The organism is Chelatococcus caeni (assembly GCF_014196925.1).
Lineage (GTDB): Bacteria > Pseudomonadota > Alphaproteobacteria > Rhizobiales > Beijerinckiaceae > Chelatococcus_A > Chelatococcus_A caeni.
This window is the reverse complement of sequence record NZ_JACIEN010000005.1, coordinates 114,320-126,226: the sequence shown is the minus strand read 5'-3', so window position 1 is coordinate 126,226 and position 11,907 is coordinate 114,320. Positions and strand designations below refer to the sequence as shown.

The 11,907-nt window shown below is 69.6% G+C and carries 11 protein-coding genes; 4 read left to right on the top strand and 7 right to left on the bottom strand.

What is annotated here, in order from left to right:
- Window positions 1–549 precede the first annotated feature (549 nt).
- Window positions 550–1,614 carry a site-specific integrase gene (locus GGR16_RS18870; protein WP_183317618.1) on the bottom strand — a complete coding sequence of 355 codons (1,065 nt, stop codon included), beginning with the start codon at window positions 1,612–1,614 and terminating at the stop codon, window positions 550–552.
- A 158-nt stretch (window positions 1,615–1,772) separates the two neighbouring features.
- Here GGR16_RS18870 and GGR16_RS18865 point away from each other — a divergent pair, with 158 nt between their 5' ends.
- Entirely contained in the window at window positions 1,773–2,672 is a 900-nt protein-coding gene (locus tag GGR16_RS18865; RefSeq protein WP_183317617.1) for a DUF1403 family protein, read from the top strand.
- Between the two features lie 2 nt (window positions 2,673–2,674).
- Complete coding sequence (gene scpB, locus GGR16_RS18860; protein ID WP_183317616.1) at window positions 2,675–3,364, top strand: SMC-Scp complex subunit ScpB; 690 nt, start codon at window positions 2,675–2,677, stop codon at window positions 3,362–3,364.
- 15 nt (window positions 3,365–3,379) lie between these two features.
- Here the strand turns inward: scpB and GGR16_RS18855 are convergent, their stop codons facing one another.
- The 5 genes from GGR16_RS18855 to speB all read right to left on the bottom strand — a co-directional run bounded on the left by GGR16_RS18855 (window position 3,380) and on the right by speB (window position 8,366).
- Entirely contained in the window at window positions 3,380–4,180 is an 801-nt protein-coding gene (locus GGR16_RS18855) for an ABC transporter permease (protein WP_183317615.1), read from the bottom strand.
- Window positions 4,177–5,031, bottom strand: coding sequence for an ABC transporter permease (locus GGR16_RS18850; RefSeq protein WP_183317614.1), 855 nt, complete (start codon window positions 5,029–5,031; stop codon window positions 4,177–4,179). The genes GGR16_RS18855 and GGR16_RS18850 overlap by 4 nt, the downstream gene beginning before the upstream one ends.
- Window positions 5,028–6,059, bottom strand: a complete 1,032-nt coding sequence (locus GGR16_RS18845) for an ABC transporter ATP-binding protein (protein WP_019402844.1) — start codon at window positions 6,057–6,059, stop codon at window positions 5,028–5,030. Before GGR16_RS18845 ends, GGR16_RS18850 begins: the two co-directional genes overlap by 4 nt.
- An 80-nt stretch (window positions 6,060–6,139) precedes the next feature.
- Window positions 6,140–7,225: an ABC transporter substrate-binding protein gene (locus GGR16_RS18840; RefSeq protein ID WP_019402845.1), complete on the bottom strand. Its 1,086-nt coding sequence runs from the start codon at window positions 7,223–7,225 to the stop codon at window positions 6,140–6,142.
- Window positions 7,226–7,304: 79 nt separating this feature from the next.
- Window positions 7,305–8,366: an agmatinase gene (gene speB / locus GGR16_RS18835; protein ID WP_183317613.1), complete on the bottom strand. Its 1,062-nt coding sequence runs from the start codon at window positions 8,364–8,366 to the stop codon at window positions 7,305–7,307.
- Window positions 8,367–8,639: 273 nt separating this feature from the next.
- Between speB and gcvA the strand changes: the two genes are divergently transcribed.
- On the top strand, window positions 8,640–9,590 hold the full coding sequence (gene gcvA / locus GGR16_RS18830) for a transcriptional regulator GcvA (protein ID WP_183317612.1): 951 nt from the start codon (window positions 8,640–8,642) through the stop codon (window positions 9,588–9,590).
- 53 nt (window positions 9,591–9,643) lie between these two features.
- Window positions 9,644–10,810, top strand: a complete 1,167-nt coding sequence (locus GGR16_RS18825; RefSeq protein WP_183317611.1) for an aminotransferase — start codon at window positions 9,644–9,646, stop codon at window positions 10,808–10,810.
- 367 nt (window positions 10,811–11,177) lie between these two features.
- Here the strand turns inward: GGR16_RS18825 and GGR16_RS18820 are convergent, their stop codons facing one another.
- Complete coding sequence (locus tag GGR16_RS18820; protein WP_183317610.1) at window positions 11,178–11,900, bottom strand: cytochrome c3 family protein; 723 nt, start codon at window positions 11,898–11,900, stop codon at window positions 11,178–11,180.
- Window positions 11,901–11,907 lie beyond the last annotated feature (7 nt).

The window sequence follows — 11,907 nt, the reverse complement described above, 5'->3', positions numbered from 1 at the left end:
GGGGACTGTTAGGCGTCCCGTTAGAAGCGGTGCAGGCACGATGCCCTGGCATCGGCTGCCGGCGTTGGCGGCCGCGGCCGGTCGCGAGCTCGGTCGGAGTGGGCGCCGGAGCTTCGGTGGGGGGCGTGGCTCCTGATGGCCTTGATGTGAAAGACTGAGAGCGATCTGTGCGAAGCGAGGCCGTCTCGCACGGCTGCGCACGTCGCGCCTCCTTGCTGAAGGGTGTTCGGCCGTTCTTGCGGAATGTGCTGTCGATGCCGATCCGACGTTGTCATCTGACAACGGATCGGGTTGTGGAGGTTGCGGGAGGTGGCGGGCCCTGCTTCCGGCCGGGAGTAGCGTTGGGAGTCCCGCTCCCTAGAAGGGTGTCGATCGGCGGCCGGCCGTCATGCCGTGGTGCCGAAGGATGCGTGGCGGGTCCGGTGGTTGCCGGTGCCGACCCGCCTTTCGGGTGGTTGATCGGGTTTCGTCCGGCGCGTGGCGCTGCCGTGGTCCGTGCAGATCTCTGGCTCCTTGCGGGGATCTCGGCCTGATCCGCCGCTGTCCGCGTCAAAGGCCGAGGGCTTTCGTCAAATTGACGCGGAAGCGGTCGCGCCCGGGTTGCGCGGGTTCATCCTGCATCATGCCGTTGCGCACGCCGCTCTCGTCCGGCGGGTGGCGGCCGATTGTTGCCGCGCGAACAAGGCCCGTGCGCAGGGACTGGGCGGAAAGGGCGGCGGTGCGATCGGCGTCGAGCCCGGCGGCGCGGGCCGTCTGCTTGACGAGCCGGGCCACATGCTTGTCCGTGAGGCGCGCCTCCGCGACCGTGTGCCCGTCGCGGCCGATGCGGCGGAAAAGGGGGCCTTGGCTGAGCCGGGCGAAGCGGATCCAGCGCTCCACGGCCGCCACAGGGCAACTGTTCTCGCCGGATCCGCGGCCGACCGCGATCTCGCGCCGGCCGCCGGTCTCGTTCAGCCTGAGGATGAGGCCGTCGGGAAGGATCTCGACCAAGCCGTCGCCTTCGAGGGGGCTGCGGCTGCCGAGGTCGAGCCCTACAATCTGCGAGCGACGCAGCCCGGCAGCGAAGCCGAGGAGCAGGATGGCCCGGTCACGCAACCCGCGCAGGTCGTGCGGCAACGTTCCGAGCATGGCGAGGATGTCCGCGGCATCGACGGCTTCCCGGCGGCGCGGCAGGCGGGCCGGCCTGCTGCGGATGCCGGCGAGCGCGCCGGCGATCTGTGGGGCGTCGCGGTCGAGCGGGTGGCCGCGTTGCGCCGCATTCCAGGCCAGGCCGCAGAGGCGGCGCTCGATGGTCGTGCGGGAGAGGGCGCGGCCGCCGGCCTCACCCATGGCGCAGGCTTCGAGATAGAGGGCGATGGTTTGCGCGGCGGGCGGCAGCGCGGCATGGCCGCTCCGGCGGCACCAGGCAGAAAAGTGCTTCCAGTCCTTCGCGTAGGCGAGCCGCGTGTTGGCGGCGGGAGGCCGGCCGGCCGGCGTGTCGCTCCCATAGGGGAGGGGCGTTCCGTCCGCCTCGTCGTGCGGTGCATCGGGTGCCCTCGCGTGCGCGTGGGCCGGCTGGTTTTCGAGGGCCGGATGGGAGGCATTTTTTACCTTCGGGGTGTTATTGCGAGGCATGATCCGGCCTGGTCGCCAGTACGTCCGATAATATTACATTACCGGACATAGGCGGCTTTCGACAAGCGCGGCGCTTTTCGGTGCTTCTGGTAGGAAAAAGCGCCGCGCTGGGTTAGCCTCCACCCATGGAAAACCCGCGATTCGCCTCCCGGACGATCGTGCCGCCCCCCCCTTGGGTGCGTGGCCGCGGCGACGCGGAGGACGAGGCCGGGGCGGCCTTCCGTGCCGGCGCCGCCCTGGCGTTGCTCAACACGGTGGCCGGCGTGGAGCATGGGCTCGGCATCCTGTGGCGCCAGCGCTGTGCGCTGCGCGCGGCCGTCGCCCATATTGGCCTCATCGGCCGCCACGAGGACGAGGCGGCCCTGCGGGATAGCTGGTATTTGCGCCGGGCGGGCGATGATCCCGGCCCCGGCGGTCGCATCCTCGGCCTCTGGCGGCGTCTCGCTGTGCCGGGAGCCCTGCGCCCGCAGGCCTGGCCGGGTGCGCTGCGTGAGGCGGGCCATGCCGCCGAGGAGGGGGCGCTCGAGCGGGTTCTCGCCGCGGTGGCCGACGAGGCTTCGAACAGACGCGGCTTTGCCGTTGCCGTCGCGGTCGGGGCCGCTGCCACCGTCCTGCAGGCAAGGCCTGAACTCGACTGCGCGGCGCTCTGGCTGGCGGATGTCGTGCTTGCCCGGCAACTGGGCTGGCCCGCGGCCGTGCCGCTCATCGCGCCGCAGGTCCGCCGCGCCGACTTGCGCCTCGCGGCCCGGTCCGATGGTGCGGAAGCCTGGCTGCGGGTGTGCTGCCTCGCCTATCAGCGCGCCGCGCTCGAGGCGCTCGATCTCTATGGCGATCTCGCAAGGCGTGCCGAAAGGCTGGTGACAGCTGCGCCGCGGCTGCGCTCGAAGGCCGCGGCAGGGGCGGTCGCGCTGTTGCTGCGCGAGGACGCGACCGCGGCGGCCGACGTGGGACAAGGGGCGAGCGACCGGGCGGGACGGCGCCTGTTCGAGCGGCTCGTTGCCCTTGGGGCTGTGCGGGAACTCACCGGGCGGCCGAGCTTCCGCCTCTACGGGCTGTAGCCATGGCGACGCGCCGCAAGAACGAGGATGCGCTCGACCGGGAGCTTGCCGATCTGCCGGCCGAACTGCGCTGGCGGGAGTGGATGGGGCGGGTCGAGGCCGTGCTCTTCGCCGCTGCCGAGCCGGTGCCGCGTGAGGCGCTCGCCCGCATCGTCGGCCGCGACTGCGATGTCGATCTCGTCATCGACGACATCCGCGCCGAGCTTGCCGGCCGTCCCTACGAGGTGGTCACCGTCGCCGGCGGCTGGCAGATGCGGACGCGCCGTGCCTATGGCGCGGCGGTGCGCGCCGTGCGCGGGCAGGGCGAGCGGGGCGAGCAGCTGTCGTCGTCGGAGATGCTGGCCCTTGTCGCCATCGCCTATTTCCAGCCGATCACGCGCAGCGAGCTGTCCACTTTCTTCGGGCGGGAGGTGGGCCGCGACCTCGTCGCGCGCCTGCGCGCTGCCGGCCTGGTCGCCGCCGGGCCGCGCAGTCCCCAGCCGGGGGCGCCCTACACCTATGTGACGACGCCGACCTTCCTCGCCCGCTTCGGCTTCACCAGCCTGCGCGAGCTGCCCGACATCGAGCAGCTCGAGGAGGCCGGGCTCCTCGACAAGGAGAAGCTCCTCGCCGACGGCTGGACCAGGCCGGGCGGGGAGGGGGATGAGGACGCCGAGGACGATATCGACGAAGAGCCTCTCCACGATGCGTGACGAAAGGGGGTCGGTTCAGCTCTCGTTGGAAGACCAGGCGCCGAGGAGGCGTGGCAGGTCGCCGAAGCGGGCGACGAAGCTGAAGATGAGCGCGGCTGCCGCGACGAAGAACACCGTCACCGCCGCCATGGTGGGGGTGTAGCCGTAGCGCAGGGCGTTGAAGATCTTGATCGGCAGCGTCTCCACGGTGAAGCCCGCGACCATGTAGGCGATGATGTATTCGTTGAGGGAGAGCACGAAGGCGAAGGCGTAGCCGGAGACGAGATAGGGGGTGACGAGCGGCAGCACGACTGTTCTCAGCACGGTGCGGTCGTCGGCGCCCATGGTGGCGGCGGCCTCCGTCAGGCTGCGGTCGACGGAGGAAAAGCCGAGGGTGATGGTGACGAGCGGCAGCGTCACGAGGAAGATCGCGTGGCTGATCACCACCGTCCAGGGTGCGCCGTAGAAGCCGGCGGTCGCCCAGAAGCTCAGGAAGCCGAGGGCGGTGATCACCGGCGGCAGGATGAAGGGCGCCGTGCCCAGCGCCTGGAACAGGCGTGCCCACGGAGCGTGCCAGCGCCACAGGAACCAGGCGAGCGGGAAGGCGATGGCGACGGCGAGCGCCGCCGAGCCGGCCGCGATGGCGAGGCTGGTGAGGAGCGCGCCGCGCCAGCCGGCGTCGGTGAAGACTTCGCCGAACCAGGCGAGCGAGAAGCCGACCGGCGGGAAGGTGAGCGTCCTCTGCGCATTGAAGGAGACGCCCGCGACGACGACGATCGGGGCCGCCAGCACCAGGGCGACAAGGGCCATGAACAGGCGCGTGAAGAGGCGGCTCATTGGGCGGCCTCCTTGCGTCCGACGAGCAGCGAGAGCCCGACAAGCGCGAGGCTCACAAGGACGAGGAACACGGCCATCGCCGCCGCGAAGGGCAGGTTGGACTGGTAGATCGCCTGGTCGGTGATGAGCACGGACAGCGTCCAGTTGCTCGGCCGCCCGAGGAGCTGCGGCAGGAGATAGGAGCCGAGCGCGAAGACGAACACCATGATCATGGTGGCGAGGATGGTGTTGCGCAGGGCCGGCACGACGACCGTGACGAAGGCGCGGGGAGGGGAGGCGCCCAGGGTGCGCGCCGCCTCCATCAGCGTGGGGTCGAGCCGGGCGAGCGCCGGATAGAGCACGAGTACCGTATAGGGAAAGGCGTGATAGCTGAGGCCGGTGAGCAGCGCCCCGAAGCTCGGCGACAGCGACATGGGCTCGCTCATGAGGCCGAGCGCGACGAGGATATTGGTGACGCCGGCCGTGCGCGAGAACAGCGTCGACCAGGCGAAGCCCACGATGACCTCGGACAGCGAGACGATGGAGAGCAGCGCGACGAGCCACACCACCTGCCAGCGCCGCGACAGCCGCGCGAGGAGAAAGGTGAAGGGAAAGGCGATGGTGACGGCAACGAGGGCGACGAGCGCCGCCAGCACCAGCGAGAAGCCGAGCACCTGGCCGAAGAAGGCGGACAGGAACCGCGCGTAATTGTCGAAGACGAAGTCCGGCTCGTAGAAGGCGCCCTGCACGCGGCGGAAGAAGCTGATCGCCACCATGATGCCGAAGGGCACCACGAAGAAGACGGTGAGCATCAGCGCCGGAAAGACGAGCGGCGCGTAGTCCCGCAGCCGTTGGGGCCGTGCCGCCGTCATGCGCCGAGCACCACGCAGGCGTCGGCCGGAAGCGCGAGGCCCACCGGGGCGCCGGGCTGGAGGTCCGGCCGCTCGCGCGGGCTCGCCACGGCGACGATCCTCTGGCCGTCCGCCTCGACATAGATCTCGATGCTGGCGCCGAGGTCGCGCACGAAATCGACCCGGCCGGTGATCGCTGCCTCGTGTGGCGGCACGAGGCGCACGTCCTCCGGCCGCACGGAGATCGTCGCCTCCTCCGCCGGCAGGGCGATGCCGGCCAGGGTGCCGCCCGGGACGCGCACGGTGCCGTCCGCGCCCCGCCGCGCCCTGATGAGATTGGTGATGCCGATGAAGTCGGCGACGAAGGTGTCCGCCGGGCGGCGGTAGATGTCGACGGGTGGCGCGCTCTGGCGGATGCGTCCCTCGTTCATCACGACGACGAGGTCGGCCATGGTCATGGCCTCGCGCTGGTCGTGGGTGACGACGACGGTGGTGATGCCGAGGCGCTGCTGCAGCTGCCGCAGCTCCACCTGCATGGCTTCGCGCAGCTTGGCGTCGAGCGCCGACAGGGGCTCGTCGAGCAGGAAGAGCCGCGGCTGGAGCGCCAGCGCCCGGGCGATGGCGACGCGCTGGCGCTGGCCGCCGGAGAGCTTCGACACCGGCCGTTCGCCGAAGCCGGGCAGGCGCACGAGCGCGAGCAGCTCCTCGACGCGACGCGCCTGCTCCGCCTTCGCCACGCCGCGGATGCGCAGGGGATAGGCGATGTTCTCGCCGACGGAGAGGTGGGGAAACAGCGCCAGCGACTGGAAGACCATGCCGAAGTCGCGCTGGTGGGCGGGCGCCCGCGTCACGTCCGCGCCGCCGACGAGGATGCGCCCCTCGCTCGGCTCCTCCAGCCCCGCGATCATGCGCAGGAGCGTGGTCTTGCCGCAGCCCGAGGGGCCGAGCAGGCAGACGAAGCTGCCGTCGGGCACGGAGAGGTTCACCCGGTCGACGGCGGCGACGGAGCCGAAGCGCTTCGTGATGTTGTCGAGGACGAGGCCGGTCATGGGAATCCCTTTGCGGCAGTCGGCAATGGGCAGTCGGTAGCGCAAAGACCTGACGACTGCCTACCGCCGATTGCCTCCCCTCAGCCGACGATCATCTCCGTCCATTTCTGGTTCAGCCAGTCGGCCCGCGACAGGTAGAGGTCGTAGCGCGGCACGATCGGCGGAATGTCGGAGGAAACGGCCGCGAATTCAGCATCGGTCAGGTCGAGCAGGTCGCGGCGCACCGTGGGCGAGGTGCCGACCTTGCGCGACATCAGCGCCTGGATCTCCGGCTGGCACATGTAGTTGATGAAGACATGGGCCTCGTCGAGCGCCTTGGAGGCGCGCGAGACCGCCCAGGAGCCGGAATCGAGGATGCCGCCCTCCTTCGGGAAGGTGGAGCGCACCGGGTGCCCGTCGGCGGCGGCAAGGCCGGTGACGTCGTGATAGTACTGGCCCATCGGGATCTCGCCCGATTTCAGCGCCTGCTCGAACTGCGCCTCGTCGCGATACCACAGCTTCACGTTGGGCTTGACCTCGGCAAGCTTCTCGAAGGCCTTGAGCTGGCCGGCCTCGTCGTCGAGCGCCTTGGTGCCGCCGAAGAAGGTGGCAGCCGTCACCTCGAGGAGGAAGGAGTTGGAGACGAGGGCGAGCAGGCCGAGCTTGTCCTTGTTGGCCGGGTCCCACAGGGCTGCCCACGAGGTCGGCGCCTCGGGAAAGGCCTTCGTGTTGGTGACGAGCGTGATGTACCAGGAGACGGCGCCGATGCCGGCGACGCGCCCGTCCGGGTACTTGTTGACGAAGCGCTCGACGAGATTGGCCGTGTTCTTCATCTGGCCGAGGTCGAGCGGCGCCCACAGGTCGCCGGCCTCGCCCTTGAGGAGGGCGGTCTGCGACATCATCGAGACGTCGGCGGGGGCGACGCCCGCACGCGCGGCCTGCGACAGCTGCACCAGCCAGGCCTCGCCCGTCGGCTCGGCGATGCTCTCGACCGCGATGCCCGTCGCCTTGGTGAACTCCGGGAAGATGTGCTTGTCGAACGAATCCTTGAAGAAGCCGCCGTAGACGCCGACCTTCAGCGTCTTCTCGGCGGCGCGCAGGATGGTCGGCATGCCGAGCGCGGCAAGGCCGGCGGCCCCGCCGGCAAGGATCCTGCGGCGGTTTACGCCCTGTGTCGGTCTCATCATGACAATCCCCTCGATGTCCCGGCGTTGAATCGCCGTTTGACGTATCTTGCCGCCGTTTGCCGCCGGCGGCACGCGGTTTTCACTCCTTCCTGCCGCCGATGGACGGGCTGAAGACCATCAGGCTGAGGATCTCGAACAGCATCTGCGCGCCGGCATGGGCGGTATTGGCCGTCGCATCGTATTGCGGCGCGACCTCCACCACGTCGCCGGCGACGATGTTGAGCCCCTTGAGGCCGCGCAGGAGTTGCTGCGCCTCGCGCGTCGACAGCCCGCCGACCTCGGGCGTGCCGGTGCCCGGCGCGAAGGCCGGATCGAGGCTGTCGATGTCGAAGGAGAGATAGGTCGGGCCGTCGCCGACGACCTCGCGCGCCCGGGCGATGACCGCCGCGGGCCCCATCGCGGCGAATTCCTCGGCGTGGATCACCGTCATGCCGGAATCGGTGGAGAACTCCCACAGATATTCGGCCGCTCCGCGGATGCCGATCTGGATGGTGCGCTTCGGGTCGAGCACGCCGTCGAGCACGGCGTTGCGGAAGGGGCCGCCGTGATGGAACTTGGTGCCGTCGAAGGCGCCGCCCGTGTCGCAATGGGCATCGATGTGGATGAGGCCGACCGGCGCCTCGCGGCCGACCGCGCGCAGGATGGGATGGGTGATCGAATGGTCGCCGCCCACCGCGAGCGTCGCGACGCCCTGTTCGAGGAAGCGGCGGAAATGGGCCTCGATGTCGGCATGGCAGCCCTCGAGATCGTAGCGGCTGCGGAAGGGCACGTCGCCGACATCCGCGGCGGTGAGCTCGCCGACGGGTATGCAGTCGAGCACATGGTTGTAGGGGCCGATGCGCTCGATGGTGCGCAGCGCCCGCGGGCCGAAGCGCGAGCCGGAGCGGTTGGTGACGCCGAGGTCCATGGGCACGCCGACGAGCGCCACCTGAAGGTCGCCGAAGGTCGTCTCCTCGGGGCCGACCGGGCGGTATGGCGCCGACAGGAAGGTCGGCACGCCGCCATAGGGCAGGGCGCGCGTGCCCTTGGCGCTGAAGATGCGCTCGGCCACCTTGCGGAAGCGCGGATCGAAGACGGAGCCACCATGTCCGGCACCGTATTTCTCCCGCAACCGCTGAAGATCTTTCTCATCAATCGTCATGGCAGGCGTCCGATCACCGTGTTGGTATTGCATTCACTCTGCGCGCCGCAAGTTATGGATCGCGCATTTTCTAATTACAATGCCGCAAATGAGCCATGGTATCGTTCATGAATGCTTGTTTTTTGGCATTTTCATAAATATATATCAATTTATATGCACTCGGTATATGCGAGCCTCTTGATCCGATAATGCTGCAGTCTCGCCCGGCTGCTGGCAAGCGAGATTATTAGAGGCTAATCTGTGAGGAATTTTCACAGTCCGGACGATGGCGCCGTGTCCAAACGCCTGCCGCCCCTCAATCCCCTGCGCGCCTTCGAGGTGACGGCGCGTCACCTGTCCGTCTCGCGCGCGGCGGCCGAGCTGCACGTGACGCACGGGGCGGTGAGCCATCAGATCAGGGCGCTGGAGACAGCGCTCAAGGTGCAGCTGTTCGAGCGGCGGGGCGGACGGCTCGCGCTGTCGCCGCACGGGGCGGCGCTGCTGCCCGTCGTCGCGGGCGCCTTCGATTCCATCGCCGAGGCGATCGCCCTGCTCACGCGACCGACGACCGAGGGCGAGCTGGTGGTGAGCTGCGTCCAGGCGGTGGCGTCATTCTGGCTGGTGCCGCGGCTCGGCAGCTTCACCGAGCGGTACCCCGGCGTGCGCCTCAAGCTCATCGCCTCGAACGATCCGCGCGAGATCTATTCCGACCGGGTGGACCTCGCCCTCGTCTACGGCGACGGCCATTGGCCGGACCGCGTCGTCGAGCCCTGGACGGACATCTCGCTCTTTCCCGTCTGCAGTCCGACGCTCGCCAACAGCCGGCCGCTCCGCGAGGTGGCGGATCTCGCCAGCCACGTTCTCCTGCACGGCGACGACGGGCGCGAATGGAACAGCTGGCTCGCCGCCGCTGGGGCGCCGACGCTGGCCTACGGCCGCCGGCATCTCATGTCGAACGCCCATCTTGCCCTCGAGGCCGCGATCAACGGGTTGGGGGTGGCGCTCGGCGACACCGTGACGGTGAGCCGGCTCCTGGCAGACGGGCGGCTGATCGTGCCCTTCGACCTTGCCGTGCCCGCGCCCGATGCCTTCTTCATCGTCACCCGCAGCGAGTTGCGCAACACGCCGATGGTGCGCGCCTTCATCGACTGGCTCTTCGCCGAGCGTGCCCGGGACGAGGCGCGGCCGGAGCGAGCGCCGCGCCGGGCGCGAACCCGCCGGCGCGTGTTGCAACGCGCTTCCTGACAGGCTAACCCGCGGCGACACGCGCGCCGCTATTCCCGCCCGAGACACATCCGATGCTGGTCAATCCCCTTCTCGCCGCCACGGCGAGCCCGCCCATCCCCGAAGCGCAGGCCTGGCGCGCCGCCTATGACGGCGCCTTCGGCCCCTTCGTCGACCTGTCGCAGGCCGTGCCGGGCCGCCCGCCCCATGCCGACATGCTCGAGAAGCTGGCCGAGGCGGCCGCCAGTGCGGAAGCCGCCCGCTACGGCGCCATCACGGGCGACAGGTCCCTGCGCGAAACATATGCGCAGCATGTGTCCGGGCTCTACGGCGGACGGGTGAGGCCGGAGGAGATCGCCGTCACCGCCGGCTGCAACCAGGCCTTCTTCGTCGCCATGCTCGCACTCGCGCGGGCCGGGGAGGCCGTGCTCCTGCCGACGCCGTGGTACTTCAACCACCAGATGACGCTGGCGATGCTGGGCATCGAGGCGCGGCCGCTGCCCTGTGACCCGGAGGCCGGCTTCGTGCCGGATCCGGAGACGGCCGAGGCGCTCGTCGACGAGCGCCTGCGCGCCATCGTCCTCGTCACGCCCAACAACCCGACCGGTGCCGTCTACCCGCCCGAGGTCATCGCCCGCTTTGCGGAGCTTTGCCGGCGGCGTAACCTGTGGCTCGTCATCGACGAGACCTACCGCGACTTCCTGCCGCCGGAGGCGGGCCGGCCGCATGAGCTGCTGGCGGGGGAGACGTGGCGCGACAACGTCATCCAGCTCTACAGCTTCTCGAAGGCCTACGGCATTCCCGGGCACCGGCTCGGCGCCCTCGTCGCCGGTGCGCCCGTCATCGCCGAGATCACCAAGGTGCTCGACTGCCTGCAGATCTGCGCCCCGCGCACCGGCCAGGCGGCGCTCGCCTGGGCGATCCCGGCGCTGGCCGCGTGGCGCGCCGCCAATGCCGAGGACATCAACCGCCGGCTTGCCGCCTTTCGTGCCGCGCTTGCCGAGGTGCCGGAGTGGGGCATCTCCTCGATCGGCGCCTATTTCGCCTATCTGCGCCATCCCTTCCCCGGCCGGCGGGGGCGGGACGTGGCCGAGCGGCTCGCCGCCGAGCGCGGCGTGCTCGCGCTGCCGGGCAGCTATTTCGGCGAGACGGCCGACGCCCATGTGCGCGTCGCCTTCGCCAATGTGGAGGCGGAGGAGATCGCCCGCCTGCCGGAGCGGCTGGCGGCCTTCCGGCTTTGAACGCCGGCAGCCTGTGCGAGTCTCGTCCTCGCGTAGCCGCGCCGTCAGGCCCGCGCCTGTCGCGGGCATCCACGCCTTGGAAAGACGTCCAACGTCGGAAGCGTGGATGGCCGGGACAAGCCCGGCCATGACGGTGGCGAGGGCCGGATCAGCGGCGGAAATGTCGCCCGCGCGTTCCTGTTCCTGGCGTCGACGAAGTGCCATGGAGCGCCCGTGCTGCGGCGAGACGCAACAAGCCCCACCGTCATGCCCGCGCTCGTCGCGGGCATCCATGCCTTGGAACGACGTCCAACGTCGGAGGCGTGGATGGCCGGGACGAGCCCGGCCATGACGCGGGAGAGGGAGCGTTTGTTCTTCGGCTAAGCGACTATTGCGCCTCGATACCGGCGAGATAGGCGCGGACGGCGTCGAGGCCGTCGCTGCCGCCGTGCCAGGACTGGCGGCCGGAGGCTTCGAGCTCGGGGTCCACCGTCCAGCCCGGTTCGATGCCCGTCATGTCCGGCAGGAGATGGGCGATGCCCTTGTGGCAGTCGATGCAGGTGCGCTCGCCGGTGACGAGATAGCGGCTGTGGATCTCCGCCGCGCGCCGCGTCTGCTTCGTGAAGTCCATGGCGATGGACGAGTGGCAGTTGCGGCATTCGAGCGAGTCGTTCGCCTTGAGGCGCGCCCATTCGTGCTTGGCGAGCTCGAGCCGGGCGTCGAGAAACTTCTGGCGCGTGTTGATGGTGCCGAAGATCTTGCCCCACACTTCCTTCGAAGCCTGCATCTTGCGGGCGATCTTGTCCGTCCAGTTGTGCGGCACGTGGCAGTCGGGGCAGCTCGCGCGCACGCCCGAGCGGTTCGAGAAGTGCACCGTCTGGGTGAGCTCCTGATAGACGTTGTCGTGCATCTCGTGACAGGAGACGCAGAACTTCTCCGTGTTGGTGACCTCGAGCGCGGTGTTGAAGCCGCCCCAGAAAATGACGCCGCAGATGAAGCCGCCGAGCGTCAGGAAGCCCAGGCTGAGATAGGCGCTCGGCCGCGAGATGACGTGCCAGAAGCGCAGGCAGACCTGCCACAGCCGTCCGAAGAGGTTTCTCAGCCCCTGCATGGCAGCC